Origin of the sequence: Streptomyces sp. NPDC048603, assembly GCF_043199475.1 — a bacterium.
In the GTDB taxonomy this organism is placed as follows: domain Bacteria; phylum Actinomycetota; class Actinomycetes; order Streptomycetales; family Streptomycetaceae; genus Streptomyces.
On sequence record NZ_JBICVY010000009.1, the window covers coordinates 88,588 to 112,490 of the forward strand.

Annotated in this window: 22 protein-coding genes; 3 read left to right on the top strand and 19 right to left on the bottom strand. The window is 71.8% G+C overall.

All coding sequences use genetic code 11. The features are described from left to right. The first annotated feature begins 43 nt into the window (after positions 1–43). Complete coding sequence (locus tag ACGFQ9_RS23115; protein WP_393576137.1) at positions 44–1,162, top strand: NADH:flavin oxidoreductase; 1,119 nt, start codon at positions 44–46, stop codon at positions 1,160–1,162. Between the two features lie 133 nt (positions 1,163–1,295). Here the strand turns inward: ACGFQ9_RS23115 and ACGFQ9_RS23120 are convergent, their stop codons facing one another. Together ACGFQ9_RS23120 and ACGFQ9_RS23125 are read right to left on the bottom strand one after the other, a co-directional pair. Further along, complete coding sequence (locus tag ACGFQ9_RS23120; RefSeq protein ID WP_393576138.1) at positions 1,296–1,976, bottom strand: ScbR family autoregulator-binding transcription factor; 681 nt, start codon at positions 1,974–1,976, stop codon at positions 1,296–1,298. An 87-nt stretch (positions 1,977–2,063) separates the two neighbouring features. Continuing rightward, positions 2,064–3,323: a cytochrome P450 gene (locus ACGFQ9_RS23125; RefSeq protein ID WP_393576140.1), complete on the bottom strand. Its 1,260-nt coding sequence runs from the start codon at positions 3,321–3,323 to the stop codon at positions 2,064–2,066. Between the two features lie 205 nt (positions 3,324–3,528). On the opposite strand from ACGFQ9_RS23125, the gene ACGFQ9_RS23130 reads away from it, so the two are divergent. Next, positions 3,529–4,302, top strand: a complete 774-nt coding sequence (locus ACGFQ9_RS23130; protein ID WP_393576141.1) for an SDR family NAD(P)-dependent oxidoreductase — start codon at positions 3,529–3,531, stop codon at positions 4,300–4,302. Positions 4,303–4,351: 49 nt separating this feature from the next. Here the strand turns inward: ACGFQ9_RS23130 and ACGFQ9_RS23135 are convergent, their stop codons facing one another. The 3 genes from ACGFQ9_RS23135 to ACGFQ9_RS23145 form a co-directional block, all read right to left on the bottom strand. Beyond that, complete coding sequence (locus ACGFQ9_RS23135) at positions 4,352–4,618, bottom strand: hypothetical protein (protein WP_393576143.1); 267 nt, start codon at positions 4,616–4,618, stop codon at positions 4,352–4,354. 130 nt (positions 4,619–4,748) lie between these two features. Beyond that, the gene (locus tag ACGFQ9_RS23140) at positions 4,749–6,014 is read right to left on the bottom strand and encodes a ketosynthase chain-length factor (RefSeq protein ID WP_393576145.1); all 1,266 of its coding nucleotides are present in this window, start codon (positions 6,012–6,014) and stop codon (positions 4,749–4,751) included. Then, entirely contained in the window at positions 6,011–7,282 is a 1,272-nt protein-coding gene (locus ACGFQ9_RS23145) for a beta-ketoacyl-[acyl-carrier-protein] synthase family protein (protein WP_393576146.1), read from the bottom strand. The genes ACGFQ9_RS23140 and ACGFQ9_RS23145 overlap by 4 nt, the downstream gene beginning before the upstream one ends. A gap of 321 nt (positions 7,283–7,603) precedes the next feature. Here ACGFQ9_RS23145 and ACGFQ9_RS23150 point away from each other — a divergent pair, with 321 nt between their 5' ends. Beyond that, positions 7,604–8,389: an SDR family NAD(P)-dependent oxidoreductase gene (locus ACGFQ9_RS23150; RefSeq protein ID WP_393576147.1), complete on the top strand. Its 786-nt coding sequence runs from the start codon at positions 7,604–7,606 to the stop codon at positions 8,387–8,389. 64 nt (positions 8,390–8,453) lie between these two features. On the opposite strand, the gene rfbA is transcribed toward ACGFQ9_RS23150, so the two are convergent. The 14 genes from rfbA to ACGFQ9_RS23220 form a co-directional block, all read right to left on the bottom strand. Next, positions 8,454–9,371, bottom strand: a complete 918-nt coding sequence (gene rfbA, locus ACGFQ9_RS23155; protein WP_393576149.1) for a glucose-1-phosphate thymidylyltransferase RfbA — start codon at positions 9,369–9,371, stop codon at positions 8,454–8,456. Positions 9,372–9,594: 223 nt separating this feature from the next. Continuing rightward, complete coding sequence (locus ACGFQ9_RS23160) at positions 9,595–10,419, bottom strand: BTAD domain-containing putative transcriptional regulator (RefSeq protein ID WP_393576151.1); 825 nt, start codon at positions 10,417–10,419, stop codon at positions 9,595–9,597. A 167-nt stretch (positions 10,420–10,586) separates the two neighbouring features. Next, positions 10,587–11,891, bottom strand: coding sequence for an MFS transporter (locus tag ACGFQ9_RS23165; RefSeq protein WP_393576153.1), 1,305 nt, complete (start codon positions 11,889–11,891; stop codon positions 10,587–10,589). A gap of 99 nt (positions 11,892–11,990) precedes the next feature. Continuing rightward, a complete protein-coding gene (locus tag ACGFQ9_RS23170; protein ID WP_393576154.1) occupies positions 11,991–15,842 on the bottom strand; it encodes an amino acid adenylation domain-containing protein in 3,852 nt (1,283 codons plus the stop codon). A 158-nt stretch (positions 15,843–16,000) separates the two neighbouring features. Further along, complete coding sequence (locus ACGFQ9_RS23175) at positions 16,001–16,960, bottom strand: ribose-phosphate diphosphokinase (protein ID WP_393576156.1); 960 nt, start codon at positions 16,958–16,960, stop codon at positions 16,001–16,003. After that, positions 16,957–18,030, bottom strand: a complete 1,074-nt coding sequence (locus tag ACGFQ9_RS23180) for an alkene reductase (protein WP_393576157.1) — start codon at positions 18,028–18,030, stop codon at positions 16,957–16,959. The genes ACGFQ9_RS23175 and ACGFQ9_RS23180 overlap by 4 nt, the downstream gene beginning before the upstream one ends. Positions 18,031–18,086: 56 nt before the next feature. Beyond that, positions 18,087–19,031, bottom strand: a complete 945-nt coding sequence (locus tag ACGFQ9_RS23185) for a pseudouridine-5'-phosphate glycosidase (RefSeq protein WP_393576158.1) — start codon at positions 19,029–19,031, stop codon at positions 18,087–18,089. Between the two features lie 8 nt (positions 19,032–19,039). After that, complete coding sequence (locus ACGFQ9_RS23190) at positions 19,040–19,273, bottom strand: tautomerase family protein (protein WP_393576159.1); 234 nt, start codon at positions 19,271–19,273, stop codon at positions 19,040–19,042. 227 nt (positions 19,274–19,500) lie between these two features. After that, positions 19,501–20,424, bottom strand: a complete 924-nt coding sequence (locus ACGFQ9_RS23195; RefSeq protein ID WP_393576160.1) for an EamA family transporter — start codon at positions 20,422–20,424, stop codon at positions 19,501–19,503. Then, positions 20,421–21,086 (bottom strand): uracil phosphoribosyltransferase, encoded by a 666-nt coding sequence (gene upp / locus ACGFQ9_RS23200; protein ID WP_393576162.1) that lies wholly within the window; start codon positions 21,084–21,086, stop codon positions 20,421–20,423. The genes ACGFQ9_RS23195 and upp overlap by 4 nt, the downstream gene beginning before the upstream one ends. Before the next feature lie 51 nt (positions 21,087–21,137). Further along, on the bottom strand, positions 21,138–21,833 hold the full coding sequence (locus ACGFQ9_RS23205; protein WP_393576163.1) for a phosphoribosylanthranilate isomerase: 696 nt from the start codon (positions 21,831–21,833) through the stop codon (positions 21,138–21,140). Positions 21,834–22,088: 255 nt separating this feature from the next. Continuing rightward, on the bottom strand, positions 22,089–22,982 hold the full coding sequence (locus tag ACGFQ9_RS23210) for an alpha/beta hydrolase (RefSeq protein WP_393576165.1): 894 nt from the start codon (positions 22,980–22,982) through the stop codon (positions 22,089–22,091). A 72-nt stretch (positions 22,983–23,054) separates the two neighbouring features. Then, entirely contained in the window at positions 23,055–23,264 is a 210-nt protein-coding gene (locus tag ACGFQ9_RS23215) for a hypothetical protein (RefSeq protein WP_393576167.1), read from the bottom strand. Further along, entirely contained in the window at positions 23,261–23,890 is a 630-nt protein-coding gene (locus ACGFQ9_RS23220; protein WP_393576168.1) for a nuclear transport factor 2 family protein, read from the bottom strand. Before ACGFQ9_RS23220 ends, ACGFQ9_RS23215 begins: the two co-directional genes overlap by 4 nt. Positions 23,891–23,903: the final 13 nt, after the last annotated feature.

Consider the following 23,903-nt stretch of genomic DNA (forward strand, 5'->3'; position numbering starts at 1 on the left):
CCACAAGAACCGTCCCACACCTATCGAAAGCGAGTGACCGGACATGACCGGAAGTTCGGCCGAGCGCGCCAGGGACGTCCTGGTCCGCCCCTTCTCCCTGGGCAGCCTGACGGTCCCGAACCGTGTCGTGATGGCCCCGATGACGCGTGAGTTCTCGCCCGGCGGCGTGCCGGGCACCGATGTGGCGGAGTACTACGCCCGCCGGGCGGCCGGCGGGGTCGGGCTGGTCATCACCGAAGGGACCTACGTCGGCCACAACTCCGCGGGCACCAGCGACCGGGTCCCCCGGTTCCACGGCGAGGACGCGCTCGCCGGCTGGTCCGCGGTGGCCGACGCGGTCCACGCGGCGGGCGGAAGGATCGTGCCGCAGCTCTGGCACGTGGGCATGGAGCGCGTGACCGGCAACGGGCCCGTCGCGGACGCCCCGCGGATGGGCCCCTCCGGGATCGCCCTGGACGGCTCGGAATCCGGTACGCCGATGTCGCAGTCCGACATCGACGCGGTGATCGGGGCGTTCGCCGGCGGTGCGGCCGCGGCCGAGGCCCACGGCTTCGACGGCGTCGAGATCCACGGGGCCCACGGCTACCTGATCGACCAGTTCCTGTGGGAGCACACCAACCGGCGCACCGATGGCTACGGCGGGGACATCGCCTCCCGGTCCCGGTTCGCCGCCGAGATCGTGGCGGCCTGCCGCGCGGCCGTCTCCCCGGACTTCCCGATCCTCTTCCGGCTGTCCCAGTGGAAGGTGAACGGCTACCAGGCGAAGCTCGCCGGGACGCCACAGGAGCTGGAGGCCGTGCTCGCCCCGCTGTCCGACGCCGGCGTCGACGCCTTCCACTGCTCCACCCGCCGCTTCCACACGGCCGAGTTCGAGGGATCCGACCTCAACCTCGCGGGCTGGGCCAAGAAGCTCTCCGGCCGGCCCACCATCAGCGTCGGGTCCATCGGCCTGGACAACGAGTTCATCCAGGTGTTCCAGGGGCAGCAGGGCAACGTCACGAACATCGACGGGCTGCTGGACCGGCTGGAACGCGAGGAGTTCGACCTGGTGGCGGTCGGCCGGGCGCTGCTGGGCGACCCCGACTGGCTCACCAAGATCCTCGACGGCCGCACCGAGGAGCTCAGCCCCTTCCACGTGGGCCTGCTCGGCAGTCTGCGGTGACGGTCCGGCCCCCGCGGGTGCGGTGATCCGAGCCCGCCCGGGGCCCGGAACGCCGAGTGCCACTGCCCCGGCCGGGGCAGTGGCACTCACTGCTGGAAACCGTCTCTGCGGTTTGAGACGGGCTCGATCGCCGCTACGGAGCGACCGGTTCCGCTTCCGCTTCCGCCTTCGCGGCCTTGGCCGCCTCGACCTCGGCGGCGACCCGGGCTCCGCGGTCGGCGGCCATGTCCAGGCGGGCGAGGACCGCGGGCGTGGCGATGCTCGGGTAGATGTGCTGGTAGACGCCGGCGACGCGGTACTCCAGGTCCGCGCGGTCGCTCAGGGTCTGGGAGTACACCTGCGCGCCCGTCCAGCAGGCGGATACCACCCAGGCCGTCTCGGCCGGGTCCACGTGCGGCAGGAGCTCGCCCTGGGCCTTGGCCTCGACCAGCAGCCGGGTGGCGATGTCGATCCAGCCCGGGATGGAGCCGCCGCCGAAGATCTCCCTTATCTCCGGGCCCAGGGAGAGCCGGGCGCCGGCGCTGAGCAGCGGCTCCCGCTTCATCCGGTGGGCCAGCACCAGACCGGCGTCGACGAGTTCCTGCAGCTTGCTGTCCCGGGGCGGCACGCCGCCCTCGGCGAACTGCTCGTCCAGGACGCCCTGGGCGAGCATCTGCTTGGACGAGAAGTGGAAGTACAGCGCGCCCTTGGTGACTCCGGCGCGGGTGAGGATCTCGGCGATGGTCGCCGCCTCGTACCCGCGCTCGTCGAAGACCTCCGCGGCCGCTTCGAGGATGGCGCGACGCGTACGCTCCGCGCGTTCTTGCTTGGCCACGATGCCTCCGCTTGGTGGGATCCGGTATGGAGACCCCTACCGGATCACCGACCGTCTGCAAAAATCAACCAGGAGGTCCGTATTTTATCAGGCGCTGGCTTGGTTTCGGCCCTGCTTCTCGGGCCCGAGGAGGACCGGCAGTTCCCGGTGTCCGTTGGAGATGAAGGACTCGATGCGCCTCAGCCGGTCGGGCGGGCAGGCGAGCGCGAGTTCCGGGAAACGGCCGAAGAGTGCCTCCAGGCCGATCCTGACCTCCAGTCGGGCCAGTGGGGCGCCCACGCAGTAGTGGGTCCCGAAACCGAAGGATATGTGGTCCCCGCGGGTCGGGCGGGTGATGTCGAAGCGGTCGGCGTGCTGGCCGTGCACCGACGGATCGCGGCCGGCGCCCGCGTAGGAGACGGCGATCGGCGCCCCCTTGGGGATCACCGTGCCGTGGAGGTCGATCTCCTCGACGGCGTAGCGCAGGATCCCGGTGGCGGCGGGCGGTTCGTGGCGCAGGGTCTCCTCGATGACGTCCTCCCAGCCGGCGTCGCCCGCGCGGACCAGGGCGAGCTGCTCGGGGTGGGTGAGCATGGCGTGGATGCAGGAGGAGATGAGGTTCACCGAGGTCTCGTAGCCGGCGGTGAACAGCAGGATCAGGTTGTCCACCAGCTCCTTCTCGGAGAGCCTGGCGCCGTTCTCGTCGTCGCGGGCCGCGATCAGACCGGAAGTGACGTCGTCGCCGGGGTGCTCCCGCTTGCGGGCCACCAGCTGGGCCATGGTGGAGTGCAGCAGGGCCCCGTTCTCCTGGGCGTCCTCGAGGGAGATCTTGGTGTCGAAGAAGCTCTGGGTGATCCGGTGCAGCGGCTCCCAGAACTCCTCCGGGATGCCGAAGAGCTCGAACGTGACGTGGGTGGGCAGCTGGTGGGCGAACTCGGCCCGCAGGTCGACGGGGCGGTCCGGCGGGAGGGCGGCGAGGCGGTCGAGCAGCCCACTTGTGATCCGCTCGATGCGCGGCCGCATGGCGGCCACCCGGCGCATGGTGAAGGTGGGAGCCACCAGCTTGCGCAGGCGGGTGTGTTCGGATCCGTACGCGGTGATCATGTTCCGTACGGAGACCCAGATGGCCAGCGGCCAGTTTCCCTCGATCTCGCCGTTGATCCACGCGGGCCAGTGCCGGTAGGCGTCCTTGGAGACGCGGTCGTCGGTCATCAGGCGCTTCAGGTCCGCCAGTCCGGCCACCGCCCAGGCGTCGACCCCGCCCGGCAGGGTCACCGGCGTCGCCGGCCCTAACGCGCGCAGACGGGCGGCCTCGGCGTGCACGTCGGCGCCCGAGGGATCGATGGCGTAGGGGCACTGATGGAGCATCGGCAGTCCTCCACTGGGGGCTGGGGTCCCTCGTCGGACCACAGCGAACCGGTCGGCCGGATTTTTTTCCGGCGCCGCGCCGAGAATATGTCAGGCACTCGCCCGAGCCCAGTGAGATCAGAGGTGAAATGCCGTATGCGGAACGGCGGATGAGGGTGAGTCAGCAGGTTGTTCGCGGTGCGGGGGCGGGGCTAGTGTCGTACACATGACCGACTCCGCAGGACTGCTGACAGGAAAGTCGGCGCTGATCACGGGTGCCAGCACGGGGATCGGCGCAGCCGCGGCACGGGTGTTCTGCCGCGAGGGGGCCGCCGTGACCCTGGTGGCCCGGCGGAAACAGGAACTGGCCGATCTGACCGCCGAGCTGACGGCGGCCGGCCACCGCGCACAGTACGTGGTCGCGGACGTGACCCGGCGCGAGGACGCGGACCGGGCGGTGGCCGCCGCGGTGGCGGAGTTCGGTCGGCTGGACGCCGCGTTCAACAACGCGGGGACGGCGGTGACCCCGGAACCGATGCACCTGATGGACGACGCGCCCTTCGACGCCGTCATGGACGTGAACGTGCGGGGCGTGTGGAACTTCATGCGGGCCGAGCTGACCGCGATGCTCAAGACCGGCGGCGGGGCCATCGTCAACAACAGCAGTACGGCCGGGCTGGTGGCCACGGTCGCCAGCTCCCCCTACATCGCGTCCAAGCACGCGGTGATCGGGCTGACGAAGGCGGCCGCCCACGAGTACGGGGCCTGGGGGATCCGGGTGAACGCGGTGGCAACCGGCGCCACCCGGAGCGAAATGATGACCGGCTGGATGGCGGAGGACCACCCGGCGCGCGAGCAGGCGATGGCGAGCCGGACGGTGCTCTCACGGATGGCGGACACCCCGGAGATCGCGGAGGCCGCGGCCTGGCTGTGCAGCGACCGGGCCTCCTACGTGGCCGGCGCGACCCTGGCGGTGGACGGCGGCTGGCTGGCCCACTGAGGCCCCGGCCGCCGCAGCGCCCCGCCCGATCCGGCTCTTTTGCTCGTCGTCAGTGGGGGCACCGGGCGGCGGCCTCCGCGTCGGCGAGGATGCGGGCGATCTCCGAGGCGGCCGCACGGCGCTCGGCACGGTCCTCGGAGGCGGCCACGATGCGCTCGCACTCACGGAGGCGGGCTGCCTTGGCCGGCCATCGCCGGACGGCGACCCAGGACCACCAGTGCTCGGCGAACGCCCTGCCGGGGAGCAGGCTGTACTCGTCCCGGGCCTGGCCCATGGCCTCGGCCCAGTGCTCGTCGACCGGTCGGTGGTGCGGCATCCGCCGAAGGCCCGAGGAAGGTCGGCGGTCCTGCGCGGCGCCGATGGGAGCAGGCGGCGCCCCGCGGGCGGCAGGAGGTGCTGTCGTCCGCGGGGCGCGTGAGGTGGCCGTTCGGCGAAACCCGGTCCGGTCAGTCGGCGGAGCGGACCACCATGGCCGCGTTGAAGCCGCCGCGGCCGCGGGCCAGGACCAGCGCGGTGCGCAGCCGTTCGGGCCGGCGTACCGCGGTGACCAGGTCGACCGGGCAGTCGGCCGCGGTCCGCGTGACCCCGGTGGTCGGCGGGACGACCCCGTCGCGGAGCGAGAGCAGTGCCGCCGCCAGGTCGAGGGAGGCGCCGCCCGCGGCGAGCCGGCCCGTCATGGTCTTGGGGGCGGTGACGGGCACCCCGTACTCCCCGAAGATCCCGGCTATCGCCTCTGCCTCTTCGCGGTCGGCCCCCCGCCGGCCGGCCGCGTCGGCGAAGACGACGTCCACATCGGCCGCTTCCAGGCCGGCGTCGCTCAGGGCGAGTTCGGCCGCGGCACGCAACCGGGGCGCACCGCCGGAGCCGGGAGCGGGGTCGAAGGTGGAGGCGTAGCCGGCGACGGATCCGTAGGTCCGGGCTCCCCGGTCCCGGGCGGACGCGGCGTCCTCGAGGATCAGCAGGGCGCCGCCCTCCCCGGCGACATGGCCGGAGGCGTCGGCGGAGAAGGGCAGGTAGGCACGGGCCGGGTCGGAGGCGTGGGTGAGTTCGCCGCCGGCCAGGTGGGCCGCCCAGCCCCAGGGGCACAGGGAGGAGTCCACGCCGCCGGTCACCACGAGGCGGACGCCCTTGCGGAGCTGGCGGCGGGCCTGGGCGACCGCGTCGAGGCCGCCGGCCTGTTCGGTGACCAGCACCCCGCTGGGGCCGCGGAGTCCGTTCTTGATCGAGATCTGGCCGGTGTTGACGGCGTAGAACCAGGCGAAGGACTGGTACGCGCTGACGTACTGGCCTCCCTTGCTCCAGAGGGCCTCCAGCTCCTTCTGGCCGAACTCGAAGCCGCCCGCGGAGGCGGCGGTGATGACACCCGCCGCGTAGTCGGGCAGCGCGGCGGCGTCCACTCCCGCGTCACCGAGGGCTTCCTCGGCGGCGGCCAGGGCCAACCTCGTCATGTGGTCGGTCTGGGGCAGCAGCCGGCTGGGGATGTGCGCGCCCGGGTCGAAGCCCTGGATCTCGCCCGCGAGGGTGGCGGGGTACTGCCCGGCGTCGAAGCGGGTGACCGGTCGGATGCCGCTCTCGCCGGCCAGGACGGCCCGCCACCAGCTCTCCGTGCCGAGGCCGTTGGGGGCGGTGACGCCGATCCCTGTGACGACGGGGGCGGCGGCGCGGGGTCCGGCGGCGGGTACCGCGGGCGCGGTGGTGGTCAGGGCGGTCATGCGGAGTCTCCCAGGCGCGGGCGGGTGAGGACCATGGCGCTCTGGAAGCCGCCGAAGCCGCTGCCCACGCTGAGCACGGTGTCGGTGCGCTGTTCGCGCGCGACGAGCGGGGTGTAGTCCAGATCGCAGGCGGGGTCGGGGTTGTGCAGGTTCGCCGTCGGCGGCACGGTGTTGTACTCGATGGCCAGGGCGCTGGCGGCGATCTCCAGGGAGCCGATGGCCCCGAGCGAGTGGCCGATCATCGACTTGATGGAGCTGACCGGCACCTCGTGGGCGTGCTGTCCGAGACTGCGCTTGAAGGCCGCGGTCTCGTGCCGGTCGTTCTGCTTGGTGCCCGAGCCGTGGGCGTTGATGTAGTCGACGGCGGTGGCGGGCAGCCGCGCCTCGTCGAGGGCGACGGTGATGGCCTCGGCCATCTCCCGTCCGTCGGGGCGCAGGCCCGTCATGTGGTACGCGTTGCAGCGGCTGGCGAAGCCGGCGATCTCGGCGTAGACGTGGGCGCCGCGGCGGCGGGCGCTCTCCAGCTCCTCCAGGACCAGCACGGCGGATCCCTCGCCGAGCACGAAGCCGTTGCGGGAGGCGTCGAAGGGCCGGGAGGCGGTGGCGGGGTCGTCATTACGCGGCGAGGTCGCCTTGATGGCGTCGAAGCAGGCCACGGTGATCGGGGAGATGGGGGCCTCGGTGGCGCCCGCGATCATGACGTCGGCGCTGCCCTCGCGGATGAGTTCGACGGCGTGGCCGACGGAGTCCAGGCCGGAGGTGCAGCCGGTGGAGACCATCTGTACGGGGCCCTGGGCGCCGGTGCGCCAGGCCACTTCGGCGGCCATGGAGCTGGGCACGAAGTAGTCGAAGAGGTGGGGCACGGCCAGGGTGTGGTCGACCTGCCAGGTGCTGCCGCCGCGGCTGACCGCGTTGTACTCGGTGTCCAGGCCCATGGTGCAGCCGACGGCGCTGCCGAGGGTGACGCCGGTGCGGGTGGGGTCCAGCCCGGCGGTGTCGAGGCCGCTGTCGCGGAGGGCCTCGGCGGCGCTGACGACGGCGAACTGGGCGGCCCTGTCGAGGCGGGACGCCTCCTCGGCGGTGAGGCCGTGGTCGAGGGGGTGGAAGTCGGCCTCGGCGGCGATCCGGGAGCGGAACTGCGAGGCGTCGAACAGGCTGATGGCGCGGGTCGCCGTGGTGCCCGAGGTGAGCAGGGACCAGAACTCCTTGGTGCCCACACCCCCGGGGGCGACCACGCCGATTCCGGTGATGACGACACGTCGGCTCATTGGGTGTCCTTCACGAGTGAGTCCTTCGGCTGGGCTGTCGGTCCGGCGCGTGGCCGAACGAGGGCGGTCACGGCCGTCTCTCCCGTACGGATATGAGACGACCGATCCTGGATGGATGCACTCGACAACTGATCGAATGCGAGTGGTTTCCTACGGTTCGCGGCCGGTCGCCGCCGGTCGCCGCCTGTCGCGGCGAGCGTGCGGGCGAGGGGTGCGCGCGAGGGCGGGAACGGGCCCTTTCAGGGCCCTTCGAGCCCCCCTCCAGACGGAGGCAAGATCCTCCGGCCTGCGTCACCTGTCGAACTGGCGAGGAGATTTCTGATGTCTGAGCAGGACAAGCGTGTTGCCGTGGTCACCGGCGCGACCAGCGGAATCGGGCTGGAGGCGGCCCGGGTGCTGGCCTCCTCGGGGCACCGGGTGTTCATCGGTGCCCGGGACGCGGAGAACGTGGCCCGCACGGTGAAGGAACTGGCCGACGAGGGCCTGGAGGTCGACGGCGGCGTCCTGGACGTCCGCTGCCCGATCAGCGTGGGCGACTGGGTGCGGGCTGCGGTCGACCGCTTCGGGAGCATCGACGTGGTGGTCAACAACGCCGGCCGGTCGGGCGGCGGGGTGACCGCGGACATCACCGACGAGCTGTGGAACGACGTGATCGACACCAACCTCAACTCGGTCTTCCGCGTCACCCGCGAGGTGCTCAACACCGGGGGCATGCGCGCCAAGGGCTGGGGCCGGATCATCAACATCGCCTCCACGGCCGGCAAGCAGGGCGTGGTCCTCGGAGCCCCGTACTCCGCCTCCAAGCACGGGGTCGTCGGCTTCACCAAGGCCCTGGGCAACGAGCTCGCCCCGACCGGCATCACCGTCAACGCGGTCTGCCCGGGATACGTCGAGACGCCGATGGCACAGCGGGTGCGGCAGGGCTACGCCGCCGCGTACGACTCGACCGAGGAGGCCATCCTGGAGAAGTTCCAGGCCAAGATCCCGCTCGGCCGGTACTCGACCCCCCAGGAGGTCGCCGGGCTGGTCGGCTACCTCGCCTCCGACACGGCGGCGTCGATCACCTCGCAGGCGCTCAACGTCTGCGGCGGGCTGGGCAACTTCTGATCAACCGGTGTTGCGGGACGTGCCGGGCGCCCGGTCACCGTGGCGGTGACCGGGCGCTCCCGTGTCAGACCAGGGCGGCGAGCTCGTCCACCGGGGCCACGGTGCCGGTCCGCCGGGCCGCCTCCGCGACCGCCATCACGTACGCCCCGTAGCCGGACTTGTGCAGGGCCGCGCCCAGCCGGTGGCACTGCTCCGCGTCGATGAAGCCCATCCGCAGGGCGATCTCCTCCAGGCAGGCGATGCGCAGGCCCTGCCGTCGTTCGAGGGTCTGGATGAACAGGGAGGCGTCGAGCAGCGAGTCGTGGGTGCCGGTGTCCAGCCAGGCGAAGCCCCGGCCGAGGTCCACCAGGGACGCCTTGCCTCGGGCCAGGTACACCCGGTTGACGTCGGTGATCTCCAGCTCCCCGCGCGGGGACGGCTTCAGGCCGCGCGCGATCCGGACCACGTCGTTGTCGTAGAAGTAGAGGCCGGTGATGGCCCGGTCGGACTTCGGCCGGGCCGGCTTCTCCTCGATGGAGATCAGCCTGCCGTTCGCATCGGTCTCCCCCACTCCGTAGCGCTCCGGGTCGCGCACCGGATAGCCGAAGAGCAGGGCGCCGTCGGTGTGGGGGAGGTGGCGGCGCAGCAGCTGGCCGAAGCCGGGGCCGTGGAAGACGTTGTCGCCCAGGACCAGGGCCACGGAGTCGTCGCCGATGTGGTCGGCGCCGATGACGAAGGCCTCGGCCAGGCCGCGGGGCTCGGCCTGCTCGGCGTAGCTGAGGTTCAGCCCCAGGGAGCTCCCGTCGCCGAGCGCGCGGCGGAAGTGGGGAAGGTCCAGCGGGGAGCTGATGATCAGGATGTCCCGGATGCCGGCCATCATCAGCACCGAGAGCGGGTAGTAGATCAGAGGCTTGTCGTAGACGGGGAGCAGCTGCTTCGAGGTCCCGAGGGTGATCGGGTGAAGCCGCGTGCCGTTCCCGCCGGCCAGGATGATTCCCTTCACAAGAAAGCACCTCATGTCGTTGTGATGCGGAGTCGCGTGGGTGTCGTGCGGTGTCGTGTGGAGTCACGCGGGGTCGTGTGCGCAGGGGGGTGGGAGCTTCGGTCCGAGCGTCGCCGCAGGTGATCGAAGACGCCTCGAAAGCGGATACGCCGGAGGGGCGGCCGTCATGGCCGCCCCTCCGGCGTACGTGGTCCTCTTCTTCCGGGCGCGGGCCCGGTCCTCCTCAGGCGCCGGCCCGCGCGCCGACGAGCTGGCCGCGGGAGCGCGGGGCGGGCCACCGCTCGGCCGGCACCGGCTCCGAGTTGAGCAGCTTGATCTGCAGCTGCTTCAGCTCCGTCGAGGGCTCCAGGCCGAGTTCCTCCTGGAGCAGCCACCGCAGCTTCTGGTAGGCCTGCAGGGCCTCGGCGCGCCGGCCGGCCGCGCCGAGCGAGGCGATGAGCTGGCTGTGGAACCACTCGTTGAGCGGGTAGTCGTTGATCAGACGGCGCAGCTCGGGGATGGACTCGCGGCGACGGCCCAGCTGGTCCTCGGCCTCGATCCGGATCTCGAAGGCCCGGATCCGCAGCTCGTCGAGGTGCACGATGTGCCCGTTGAGGACGTCCCCGGCGGGGAAGTTGGACATGGCCGGGCCCCGCCACAGGTCCAGTGCCTGTCGTACGGTGCGCAGGGCGGACACGGCGTCACCGTCGCTGAGCTCGTTGCGGGACTGGGTGACCAGGCGCTCGAAAATCCGGATGTCCACTTCGGATTCGTCGACCTGGATCGCGTATCCGGGCGCGCTGGTGACGATCAGATTGCGTCCGGGTGCGGCCAGTTCCTCCGTCGCGAACATACGGCGCGCGTGGTAGATGTACGTCTGGAGCGTGGTGACGGCGCTGCGCGGGGGCCGCTGTCCCCACAGTTCCTGGATCAGGGACTCGGCCGTCACGATCTCGTTCGGCCTGGTCAGCAGCAGTGCCAGGGTCTGGCAGACCTTCGGGGTGCCGGGGCGGTACACCCTGCCGTCGTCGGTGACGATCTCGAACGGGCCGATCAGGTTGAAACGCATGGGAATTCGCTCCTCGTCACGCAAAAGGAAAGGGCTTTTGGTTCCGATTCCGATGCGGACGTGGATTGCACCGGACGGTTCATCAGGACCGCTTGGAATGAACTCGAGTCTCCAACGACCCGAATGGCGGTGCAACCGTCTCCGTGTCAGGGTGGTGTCAACCAGTGTCAGGAACGCGCGCGGCTCTGTCCGGATTCTTCCCGGGGCGTCAGGGATCCCGCAGAATGATCTGTTCCGCCGTCCTGCCGCCCGCGGTGCGCGGCGAGTACGGCGAGCGCGGTGAGGACGCAGGCCGTGCCGCCCGCGAGCAGTCCGGAGCGGGCGCCGTACGCCTCGCTCAGCGCGCCGGTCAGCAGGGCGCCCAGCGGGGTGGTGCCCTGGAAGACGAGGGTGTAGAGGGCCATCACCCGCCCCCGGTAGGCGGGGTCGGTGCCCAGCTGGATGTGGTGGTTGGCGGCCTGAGCGAACCAGATGGCCCCGAAGCCGGTCAGGAACAGCAGGACCACGGCCGTGCCGAAACCGGGCGCCAGCCCGGCCAGCACCTCCAGCGTGCCGAAGCCGATGGCGGAGCCGATGACCAGGGCGGCCGGCGGGCGCCCGCGGCGGGCGGTGCCGGCGAACGCGGCGACCAGGGACCCGGCGGCCAGTGAGGTGGTCAGCAGACCGAAGGCGGCCGCGTCGGTGTGGAAGACGGTCTTGGCCAGCAGCGGCAGGGTGAGCTGGAAGTTGAAGCCCAGCATGCCGACCACCGCCACCAGCGCCATGGGCGGCAGCAGGTCCCGCCGGGCCAGCATGTACCGGATGCCCTCGCCGACCCCGGCGCGCTCCGGCCGGGTCCCGCCGCGGTACAGCTCCCCGGGGCGGATCAGCAGCAGCCCGAGGACCGTCGCCAGGAAGCTGACCGCGTTGAGCAGCATCACCGGCCCGGTCCCCCACCAGCCGATCATCAGTCCGGCCAGCGCGGGTCCGGCCACCCGCGCCGTGTTGAAGTACGCGGCGCTCAGCGCGGAGGCGTTGGGCAGCAGCTCCCCGCCGACCAGCTCGCTGACGAAGGACATCCTGGTCGGCACCTCGACGGCGTTGACCGTGCCGAGGGCCAGGGCGAACAGGTAGACGTGCCACAGCGCGGCGGCCCCCGACAGCACCAGCAGCGCCAGCAGCAGGGCCAGGGCCCCGGCGGCCAGGTTGGCCGCGACCAGCAGCCGACGCTTGTCGTGGCGGTCGGCGAGCCCGCCCGCGTACAGGGTGAGCAGGAGCAGCGGGGCGAACTGGCAGGCGGTCACCAGGCCCAGCGCGGTGCCCGAGTCGCCGGTCAGGGACAGCACCAGCCAGTCCTGGGCGACCACCATCATCCAGGTGCCCGCCACCGACACCAGCTGTCCGGCGGCGAACAGCCTGAAGTTGCGGACCGTCAGGGACTGGAAGGCGGTCGCCAGGACACGCCGTACGGCCGGCTGCTGCTGCCTGCTCACTGTGCTCCTCGCTGTCGCGCCACGGCATGGCGGCCGCCCCGCCGGACTGCTCCGGCGGGGCGGCCTCGGCCCGAAGGCCCTGGGTTCGGGGCCCCGGGGCTACTTCGCCCCGTACTGGTATCGGATGTGCTTGACCAGTTCCTTGATGTCCGGATCGCGGAGCAGGCTGTAGTGGTCCGCGACCAGGTCGACGACGACGGGCGGCTCGGCGGACCAGCCCGAGGAGCCCTCGATGAAGGAGTAGTCGTCACCGACGGCCTTGAAGAGGGTCACCGGTGCCTTCAGGGTGCGTTCGGCCAGCTCGTGGAAGGTGTACTCGAACTCGTAGGTCTGGCCCACGACCTCGATGATCCGCTTCACCAGTGCGGGCTCCAGCCCCTTCAGCCCGCTGATGAAGGCCGCGAAGGACTCCGGGTCCCGGCCCGCCCGCAGGCACTCCTCCAGGTCGGGGCCGCTGATCCGGCCGGCGAACACCGAGTACAGGATGGTGGTGTAGCCGTCGTTGGCGTACGAGGCCTCCCGCGGGTATTCGCTGCCGTCGGCGGCCCGCAGCTTCGGGGAGCCGGGGGCGATGAGGAAGACCTCGTCGACCCGCTCGCCGGCCTGCTCCAGCTGCCAGGCGGTCTCGAAGGCCACCCGGGCGCCGAAGGAGTAGCCCCACAGGGTGTAGGGGCCGGACGGCTGCAGCTTCTTGATGGTCGCGATGTCCGCGGCGGCCATCTCGCCGATGGTCCGGTACGGGAGCTCGCCCTCGTTGATGCCGTGCGCCTGCACCCCGTAGAAGGGGCGTTCCAGGCCGATCTCCCCGGCCAGGGTGCGCAGGTTCATCGGGTAGCCGCCCAGGCCCGGCCAGCACAGGATCGGCCGCCCGTTCTTCTCGGAGTTCAGCCTGAGCAGGCGGGAGGAGGCGGTGTCCGGGCCGAGGCGGGCGCGGCGGGCGAGCTGCTCGACGGTCGGGTGCTCCAGCACGGTCTGCAGCGGGAGGGAGAGGCCGAAGCGGGCGTTGATCTGCCGGACCAGGGTCATGGCGATCAGCGAGTTGCCGCCGGACTCGAAGAAGTCGTCCTGGACGGAGACGCTCTCGCGGCGCAGCGCCTTGGCCCACTCCTCGGCGATGTCCTGCTCGGCCTGGTTGCGCGGGGCGACGAAGGGGCGCTCCACCAGCTCGGCGTCGACCTGCTCGGAGGCCGCCAGCGCCTTGACGTCGATCTTTCCGTTGGCGGACTGGGGCAGCCGCTCGAAGACCACGACCCGGTTCGGGATCATGTAGTCGGGCAGGAAGCGGACCAGGTCGTCGCGGATCATCTCGGCGGGACCGCGCATGTGGACGGTGTCCTCGCGCATGCCCTGGTGGGCCAGCTGGATCTCGCTGACCCGGCCGCCCACGAAGAAGTACATCGGGCCGCCGGTGCGTCCGGTGGCCTCGAGGATCGCGTCCATGCGGCGCGAGGCCGGCAGCGGGTTGCCGGACTTGGAGCTGTAGCCGGAGGACATGAAGCCCAGGCCCAGCCCGTTCATCATCAGGTGCTGGAGCTTCTTGCCGAGCTCGATGTACTCCAGCCATTCCTCGCGGGCCCGGCTGACGACCGTGATGCCGAAGCCGGCGCCGTCGTACACCGCCTGGTTGATGGCGATGACGTGCTTCTTGAGGACGATGTCGTCGGAGATCCGGGTCAGCCGCCCGCCCTCGTACGCGTACTGGCCCTCGGGGAGCCCGGCGACCCGGTCGCCGTGCGCCTGGACGAACACCTCGGCGGCGCTCTCCGGCTGCCCGCCGTCGTACGGGACCAGCTCGAAGGTGCCCAGGTAGTGGTCGGCCTCGTCCACGTCCAGCGCGTCGCGGACGCCCGGGTCGAAGTCGAAGTCCTTGATGCCGAGGCCGTAGGCCGGCAGCACCTGCTCGAACAGGCCGACCATGTGGCCGGTCTCGATCTCGAGGACTTCCAGGATGTTGTTTTTGTAGACCGGCTCGATGCCCCTGTTCCGGCCGATGAAGTGGACCAGGGCGCGGGCGGCGCCGGTGGCGGGCAGCTCCTCGATCAGGAACAGCCGGTGGTGCTGCGGGTGGTAGTAGTACCGGCCCGGGCCGAGGCCGGCGACGCCCTCCAGCTCGAAGTACATCTGGGTGGCGTAGAGCGCGCCCGGCGAGGCGTAGCCGTACTTCGGCAGCAGGCGCTCCTCGCTGAGGTACTGGCCGAACCAGCGCAGGATCTCGCCGAACTCGGCCGCGGAGAGCTCGCGGGCCTCGCGGGAGCCGTGGCCGCCGGTGACCCCGGCGGCGAGCAGCTCCAGCAGGTCGTGCTCGCCGACCTGGCCGCCCTCGTAGAAGCGGTAGGTCTTGCGGGCGAAGACGCGGCGGCGCTGCTCCTCGGTGGGCTCGGCGCCCGGCAGCTCGTACGCCGGACGGGCGGCCAGGTCGCGGTCGTCGCGCAGGCCGGGGTTGGACAGCTGGGCCTTGACCTGGAGCTTGCTCTTCTTCGAGGCGTGGTGGGAGCCGTGGCTGCCCTGGTCCATCAGGGCGGCTTCCTTCTCGCTGAGCTCGATGCAGGCGATCAGGTTCTGGAAGCCGGTGCGGGCGTCGTCCTTGACGATGACCGCGGCGTTCCGCACCCAGTCGTGGTTCTCGATGGCCAGGGAGATCTCGTCCAGCTCCACGCGGTATCCGCGCAGCTTGACCTGATTGTCGGCGCGGCCGGCGAACTGCACGGTGCCGTCGGGGTTCCGCTGGGCCAGGTCGCCGGTGCGGTACGCGCGGACCGGCGGGCGGCCGGCCCCGGCCTCGATCTCCAGGAAGCGGTCGGCGGTCAGGTCGGGGCGGTGCAGGTAGCCGCGGGCCAGCTGGACACCGCTGATGTAGAGCTCGCCGAGCTCGCCGACGCCGACCGGTTCGAGGGTCTCCCGGTCGAGTACGTGGAACTCGGTGCCGGCGGCCGGGCGGCCGATGGATATGGACTGCGGGCCCTCTGCGAGCTCTTCGGGGACCACAGTGAAGGAGGAGGCGTTGATGGTGCACTCGGTCGGCCCGTAGAGGTTGACCAGCGCGACGCCGGGGAGTTCCTGGGTGCACTGGACGGCCAGGTTGCGGGAGAGCGCCTCGCCGCCGCTGAAGATCTGCGTGAGGGAGTCGCAGGCGGCCAGCTTCTCGGTGTCCAGCAGGGCCTGCAGCAGCGTCGGCACGCACTGGAGACTGGTCACCCGGTACTTTTCGATGGTCTCGATGAGCCCTTCGGGGTCCGCGTACACGCCGGGGGCGCCCATGACCACCGTGGCGCCGTTGGCCGGGGCGAGGATCTCCCACTGCGCGGCGTCGAAGCTCATCGGGGTCTTCTGCAGGACGCGCCGGCCGGGCCCGATGCCGTGCTCGGAGAGCATCCAGCGCATCTGGCTGACGATGCTGCGGTGCTCGATCATCACGCCCTTGGGGCGGCCGGTGCTGCCCGAGGTGTAGATGACGTACGCCAGCCCGTCCGCGCGGGCCGGGGAGGCCTGGCCGTCCTCGTGGACGGGGACGAAGGACTCCGCCTCGTGCAGGGTGATGATCCGGGTCCCGCGGGGGGCCAGGTCGCGCAGCCGCGCGGTGAGGTGGTCCTGGGCCAGCAGGACCGAGGCCCGGCTGTTCTCGATCATGTAGCGGACGCGGTCCTCGGGGTACTCCGGGGACAGCGGCAGGTAGGCGGCGCCGGCGTGCAGGACGCCCCAGGCGCCGACCATCAGGTCCACGGAGGGTTCGACGAACAGGCCGACGCTGTCGTCGACGGTGACGCCGAGGTGTCTGAGGTACGAGGCCAGGGCCTGGCTTCTCTCCGCCAGCTGCCCGTAGGTCACCCGCTCGTCCTGGCAGACGACCGCGATCGTGTCGGGATGTTCGGAGACCCGTTGTGCGAACAGGTCGGGAAGGGACGCCACGCCGACAAGGGAAGGATCGAGCACGCTGGACTCCTGATTGGTCATTTCTGGCTTCCTTGACTTTCCTTCGGTGGTACGGCGGGCGGGCGGCTCGCCCGGGTGGAGCGATGGATCGGTGGCGCGGTGGCGCGTTACGGGCCGGAGGGTGGGGCGGCCGCGGGGACCAGCCGCCCCACTGGGGAGGGCAGCCGGTCCCCGGCGGGCTACCGGCCCCGCAGGAGCCGGGTGACCGATCCGTTCCGGTGGATCTCGCGGACGGCGCTCGCCAGGAGCGGCGCGACCGGCAGAACGGTGACCTTGTCGAGGCCGAGCGCGGCGGGCACCGGCAGGGTGTCCGTGAAGATGAACTCGCTGACGGCGGAGTTCTTCAGGCGGTCGGCGGCCGGATCGGAGAGCACCCCGTGGGTGGCGGCGACGATCACGTCACGGGCGCCCTGCGCGAACAGGGCCTCGGCCGCGGCGCAGATGGTCCCGCCGGTGTCGATCATGTCGTCGACCAGGACGCAGACCCGGTCCCGGACCTCGCCCACGACCTCGTGGGCGGTGACCTTGTGGGCCACGTCCTTGTCGCGCCGCTTGTGCACGATGGCCAGCGGGGCGCCGAGCCGGTCGCACCAGCCGTCGGCGACCCGGACCCGGCCGGCGTCCGGGGAGACCACCGTCAGCCGGTCGCGGTCCACCCGGCCGCCGACGTGGTCGGCGAGCACGGGCATGGCGAACAGGTGGTCGACCGGGCCGTCGAAGAACCCCTGGATCTGGTCGGCGTGCAGATCGACCGTCAGGATCCGGTGCGCGCCGGCCGCCTTGAGCAGGTCGGCCATCAGCCGGGCCGAGATCGGCTCGCGGCCGCTGTGCTTGCGGTCCTGGCGGGCGTACCCGTAGAAGGGCACGATCACGGTGATGCTGCGTGCCGAGGCCCGCTTCAGCGCGTCGACCATGATGAGCTGTTCCATGATCGCTTTGTTGATGGGGGCCGTGTGGCTCTGTACGACGAAGCAGTCGGCGCCGCGGACCGAGGCGTGGTAGCGGACGTAGATCTCCCCGTTGGCGAAGTCCACGGCCTTGGTCGGCACCAGGGTGGTGCCGAGTTCGGCGGCGATCGCCTCGGCGAGCTCCGGGTGGGAGCGGCCGGCGAAGAGCAGCGGCTCCCGGAGGGCGCTCATCCCTGGTCCAGGGCCGGGTAGTCGGTGTAGCCGGTGTGGTCGCCGCCGTACCACTTCGACTGGTCGCCCTCGTTGTACGGGCCGCCGGCCTGGATACGGGCGGGCAGGTCGGGGTTGGCGAGGAACGCCGCGCCGAGCGCGACCGCGTCGGCGGCGTTCTCGTCGAGGGTCCGCGCGGCCAGCTCCGCGGTGACCGGGACCATGCCGTCCGGGTGCGGGTTGAGGATGAACGCGCCCTGCCACTGCTCGCGCAGGGCCAGGGTCCGCTCGCGGTTGCCGCCTTCCATGACGTGCAGGTAGGCGACCGGCGGGAGGGCGTCGAGCAGGGCCGGGTAGAGCTCGTCGGTGTCGCTCTCGGCGATGTCGTTGTACGGGTTGGCCGGGGAGATGCGGATGCCGACCCGGTCGGCGCCGATGCGCATCGCGACCGCCTCGGCGACCTCGACGACGAACCGGATGCGGTTCTCGATGCTGCCGCCGTAGCCGTCGGTGCGGCGGTTGGTGTTGTCGGCGAGGAACTGGTGCAGCAGGAAGCCGTTCCCGGCGTGCAGTTCGACGCCGTCGAAGCCGGCCTCGATCGCGAAGGCCGCGGCGTCGACGTGGTCCTGGACGGTCTGCGCGATCTCCTCGGCGGTCAGCTCGTGCGGGACCTGGTAGTCCAGCGGGCCCTCGGGGCCGAAGGCCTGGCCCGCGGCCTGCACCGCGGAGGGCGCGACCGACCGGTGGGCGCTCGGGTAGAGGGACGGGTGTCCGATCCGGCCGCTGTGCATCAGCTGGGCCACGATCGTGCCGCCGCGGGCGTGCACGGCCGCGGTGACCTGCTTCCAGGACTCGGCCTGCCCGGCGCTGTGCAGGCCCGGGGAGTTCATGAAGCCCTGGCCGACGGTGCTGGGCTGGACGCCCTCGGTGATGATGAGGCCGGCGGAGGCGCGCTGGCCGTAGTAGGTGGCCATCAGCTCGGTGGCCACGCCCTCGGGCGTGGAACGGTTGCGCGACATCGGGGCCATGACCAGCCGGTTGGCCAGGGACAGCTTCCCCATGGTGACCGGCTGGAACAGCTTCGCGGACATGCTTCTCCTCTGGTGAGGTCGGTGCGTGGAACGGTGGACGGCCTGGTGCGGGCGCCTTACGCGCCCTTGAGTTCGGCGAGGTGCAGGGCGTGCGCCGCGGCCAGCCGGCCGGCGGCTTCGGCGCAGGACGCGAGGACGGCCATGTTGGCCTTGGCCGAGCGTCCGTCGGTGGCGGCGTCGACGGCCCGCATCAGGTACTTGGTGATGGCCTGGCCGGACACTCCGTCACGGGCCGCTTCGGCGACGGCTTCCCGGATGGCCGCGTCCACCTCGCCGGAGTCGATGGCGTCCTCCTCCCGGACGGGGGTGGTGACCAGGAAGGAGCTGTGGTTGCCGAGCGCCCAGTGGGCCTCGACGGCGCGGGCGATCAGGTCCTCGTCGTCCAGCCGGTGGGGGGCGCGGTGCCCGCTGGTGCGGCAGTAGAAGGCGGGGAAGTCGTCGGAGCGGTAGGCGACGACCGGGACGCACTGGGTCTCCAGGTACTCCAGGGTCAGGCCCAGGTCGAGGATCATCTTCGCGCCGGCGCAGACCACGGCGACCTTGGACCGGGTGAACTGGACCAGGTCGGAGGAGATGTCGAAGGTCTCCTGCGCGCCGCGGTGCACCCCGCCGATGCCCGCGGAGGAGAACCAGGGGATGCCGGCGATCTCGGCGGCGACGACGGAGGAGGCCACGGTGGTGGCGCCGGGGCCGCCCTGGGCCAGGACGACCGGCAGGTCGCGGCTGGACACCTTGGGGATGCCGGGCAGGGCGGCGAACCGCTCGATGTCCTCGTCCGTCATTCCGACCTTGATGGCGCCGCCCTCGACGCAGATCGTCGCGGGCACCGCGCCGCCGGCCCGTACCGCGTCCTCCACCTTGCGGGCGGTGGCCGCGTTGTCCGGGTAGGGCAGGCCGTGGGTGATGACGTTGCTTTCGAGGGCCACCACGGCCGCGCCCTCGTGGAGGGCCTCGCGGACCTCGTCGCTGTAGATGACCGGGATGCCGGTGGTGTTGCTCATCGGGGCTCTCACTTCTCGTTCCAGTAGCCGGGTTCCCGCAGGAGCCGGTCCCGGTGGGCCCCGATCTCGTCGAGGACCCGGCCGGTCCAGTCCTCCGGGGCGACCGGCTCCAGGGAGATGGAGACGGCCTCTTCGTCGATGCCGAAGGCCCGTGTCACGGCGGCGGTGACCGCCTCGTCGATGTCCTTCAGCTGGCCGGGGGTGAAGTCCCGCGGGTAGTGCTGGATGTGGATGTGCGGCACGGGTGCGGTCCCCTTCTCGGGGGTGGAGGAAGGGCGGGTGGGTGGAGGAAGGGCGGGTGGGTGGAGGAAGGGCGGGTGGGTGGAGGAAGGGCGGGTGGCGCACCGGAGCGCGGGGGACGGACCCCGGTGCGCCACCAGCCGCTCCGCGCCTCCGGCGGGGGATGTGCCGGGGCGGGAGCCTTGGGGGGAGGGAGCGGGCCGTGGCCTGGGACCGGGAGGTGGGATCCCTAGGCGCGGACCGGCTCCTTGGCCTGCGGGCCGGACTCCGGCTCGGCCTGGGGCGCCTTGCGCCGGGCCGGCCGGGGCTGGGCCAGGACCACCGCGGCGACCACGGTCAGGGCGCCGGCGAGCTGGAGCGGGGAAAGGCTCTGGTCCAGTACGAACCAGCCCAGCAGGGTGGCCGCGAGCGGGGAGGAGAAGCTGAGGAAGGACACGGCGAGCGCGGGCAGCCGCTCCACCCCGCGGAACCAGACGGCGTACGCGAACAACGCGCCGATCAGGCCGAGGTAGGCGAAGCCCCCGAGGTTCTCGCCGGTGAGCCGGTCCGGCAGCCCCTCCCCCACCAGCGTGATCGGGAGGAGGACCAGCCCGCCAACGGTGAGCTGCCAGCCGGTGAAGGTCAGCAGTCCGACGCCCTCGGGGCGGCCCCAGCGCTTGGTGAGCACGATGCCGGAGGCCATGCTCACCGCGCCCAGCAGACCCGCGCCGACGCCGACGGCGTCCAGTCCGGCGTTCGGCTGGAGGACCAGGAGTCCGACCCCGGCGGCGCCCAGCACACAGGCGGCCACGTGGACCGGCTTGACCTTGTCCTTCAGCAGGAGCGCGGAGAGCATCAGCACCAGCATCGGCTGGATGGACATGACCAGGGCGGCCACGCCGCCGGGCAGATGGTACGCGGCGACGAACAGCAGGTAGAAGAACGCGCCGATGTTCAGTACGCCGAGGACCAGCGCCCGCCCCCACCAGATGCCCTTGGGCAGGGTCCGGCCGAGCACCAGCAGCACCAGGCCGGCGGGCAGCGCCCGGATCATGCCGGCCAGCAGGGGCCGGTCCGGCGGCAGGAACTCGGTGGTGACCAGGTACGTGGAGCCCCAGATGGCGGGGGCGAGGGCGGTGAGCGCGGAGTCGGCGACGACCCGGTTGGAACTCATCGGAGCACCGCCGAGTCGGTGGTGCCGAAGAAGCGGTCACCGAAGTCCCCGATGCCCGGGATCATGAAGGCGTTCTCGTTGAGCCGTTCCTCGACCGAGGTCGTGACGATCTTGACCTGGGGGTGCTCGCGGTGGACGGCCCCGATGCCCTCGGGCGCGGCGAGGAAGTTGACGAACACGATGTTCTCCTCGAGCACGCCGGCGTCCAGCAGGACGCCGATGGCCGCGTTGGCGCTGCCGCCGGTGGCCAGCATCGGCTCCAGGAGCAGCACGTGCCGGTCGGCGATGTCGGCCGGCAGGTTCTGGTAGTACAGGTGCGGCAGCTTGGTCGTCTTGTTCCGCTGGATGAGGACCTTTCCGATGCGGATGCCGGGCACGATCGCGCGCAGTTCGTCCACCATCGAGTCGCCGGCCCGGATCACGGGCACGGCGCACAGGTTCCCGGCGAACTTCAGACCGTGGTAGGTCTCGCCGACGGGTGTGGTGACCTCCTGCTTCTCGAACGGCAGCAGATCCAGTGCCGATTCGAGCAGCAGCCGGATGATGCGCCGGGAGTAGAAGACGAAGTCCTCGCGGGACGCGGTGCGGTCCCGGATGATCGTGTGCATGGCCCGCAGCTGGTCGGTCTGCGGCAGCTGGTGGACGTGGTGGCCGGTCGCCATGGGAACCTGCTTCTCGTCGGGTCGGGCGGCGGGGTGGGGCCGGACGCCGGGTCAGGCGGTCTCGGCGGCGATCTCGGCGAAGGCCTTGCGGGACTCGGCCACGAACTTGGCGACCTTGGCCCGGTCCTTGCGGCCGTCGGGGCCCTCCAGGCCGGTGTGGGCGTCGACGGCGGCCGGCTTGACGACGCGGATGGCGTCGGCGACGTTCTCCGGGTTCAGGCCGCCGGCCATCATCAGCGGCTTGGGCGAGCGGCGGACCAGCTCGGCGCTGACGGACCAGTCGTGGGTGAGACCGGTGGCGCCCTTGGCGCCGGTGGCCGGGTCGAAGGTGTCCGTAATGAACATGTCAACCGAGTCGGCCACCTCGTCGACCAGGGCCAGCAGCTCCTCGGCGTTGTCGGCCTTGACCACCAGGCTCTTGAGCACGTAGAGGTCGGGGCGGTTGGCCTTGAGCTTGCGCAGCTGCTCCGGCTCCACGTCACCGTGCAGCTGGACCGCCTTGACGCCGAGCTGCAGGGTGAAGGCGCTGATCTCGTCCGCGTCGGTCAGGTAGCTGATCAGGACGCCCTCCTGAGGTGCCTTCAGGCCGGCGATGATCTCCGTGGCGGCCGCCTCGGAGATGTCGTCCTTGCCCGAGGGAAGGCGGAGCGGGAAGCCGAACCAGTCGACGCCCTCCTCGGCGAGCAGGGCCGCCTCCTCGGCGTCGATGATTCCGGCGACCTGCACCAGGTCCTTCACGTCACTCATGGTGGAGTTCCTCTTCTTGGAGTGGATTTCGGGAAATGCGCGCAGGACGAAGACACCCGCGTGGGGTCGGGAACGCTCGCGCTGCGGTGCTGCCGGCCGTGGGGGACCCGGACAGATGAGTGACGTATTCGGGTCATAAACGTCACGGGATGCTCCCCACCAGGCTCCGGCATGTCCCCTGTGGGGCACAAGGAGCGTCGTGTCAGATCCAGGTCAACCATCTACAGGCCGGTGTCAGGTCGTTGCGCCCGTTCCTCAGACCCGCCGGGGCACGGCGGTCTCGCGGGCCAGCAGGCATTCCTCCAGGAAGGCCAGGACCCTCAGGTGGTACGTGCGGGCCGCCCAGCCCAGCGAGATGTTGTGCCCGGCGTCCGACTGCCGGGCCACCGTCACCCGCGGGGCGGCCAGCGGCTCCAGCAGCTCGCCGAGGGCCGCCTCGTCGTGCCGCCACCACTGTTCCTGCTCGGCGAAGGTGAACCGGACCGGCACCCGGACCCGGGCGGCGATCCCCGGGTACGCCCGAGGCCAGCCCAGGACGTCCCGCACCTCCCGTTCCGGGGTGGGACGCACCAGTTCCTGGCCGAGCCGGAAGGCGCCCGGCGGATAGAAGCGCAGGGCTCCCCAGTGCCGCCGCCAGGCGCCGCGCCCGTCGGAGGCGGGCAGTTCGTGCCGTTCCACGGCGAAGGCGCGGCCGAGGCCGGAGACGTCCACCCCCAGCAGGGGCAGCTCCCCGCGCGGTTCGGCGGCGGCCGACAGGGCCAGCCGGCCGCCGCTGGAGTGTGCCACCAGGAACAGCCCCGCGCCGAGGTCCCGGCCCCGGGCGAAGCCGGCCAGCGCCGCGTACAGCAGCCGGGTCTGGCCGGCCAGGTCGAGCCCCTCGGGCAGGTACGGGGCGGAGGCCCCGTAGCCGGGCCGGTCCAGGGCGAGCGCGGTGGCGCCCGCCCCGGCGGCCAGGGACAGCAGGGACTGGCCGGGGATCGCCCGGCCGTCGAAGTAACCGGCGCTCATCCCGCCGCCGTGCAGGGCGACCAGGACGGCGCGCGGTGCGGCTCCCGCGGGTTCGGCCAGCAGTCCCGACAGCGGGATGCCGCCGGCGTCGAGTTCGACCGGGCGGACGGCCGGCCTGGCCGTCGGCGGAAGCAGGTCCATGGGCACTCCCGGTGTTCGGTGAGGGGGTACGGGCGTGGGGGCACCTCCCGGGCCGCCGGACCCGGGGGACGGTCAGCGGATCAGGCGCGCGCCGCGCCCCCGGGTGACGGCCAGGCCCCAGGTCAGCCGGCGGTGCAGCAGGGTGCGCAACGGAAGCCCCGGACCGCACGGCGGCGGGGCGTGGTGGTGCTGCGCGGCGTGGTGGTGCTGCGTGGCGTGGTGGTGCTGCGCGGCGTCGCGGAGCGCGGTGGCACCCCGGACGCCCTCCGGCCGGCCGCTCACCAGCGCAGGCCGCTGAAGGTCACCAGCCGTCTGCCGGTCGCCCACACCACGTGGAAGGAGATCCGGTTCAGCCGCCAGCCGGCAGCCGTCCGGACCGCTCCGGCGTCGTAGTAGCCGCCGACGTCGAAGGGCTCGGTGGGGTCACCCGCCCGCGCCTCGTCCTGGTGGACGTGGGTGGTGATCTGGTGGACCCGCAGCGTGGCCAGGTCGCCCGTCACACGGATGTCGTGGGTGGCGCTGAGGTGGTGGGTACGGGCCCACCGGCCCCTGGCCTGCCGCTGGAACGCGGAGTATCCCGTGATCCCGGTCGCGGTGCCGATGGGATAGGAGAACTCCGCGTCCTCGGTGAACAGCTCGGCGAAGCGGGCCTCGTCCGCGCCGTCCCCTTCGGCCCGGCCGGCCTGGCCGGTCTCGCCGGTCTGGCCGCCCTGGTCGGCGTGGCCGCCGTGGTCGGCGTGGTCGAGGGAGATCACGTAGCGGTCGAACAGCTCCCGCAGTTCCACGCGGTCGCTGAGGCTCCGCACCTGGGCGCGGAGCGCGGCGAGTTCGCCCTCGCGCACGTCGTCTTGTGCGCGGTCGTGTGCCGGGGTGCGGGTGGGGTGGGGTCTGCCGGTCGTGGAAGGCATGTCGCTCCTGGGT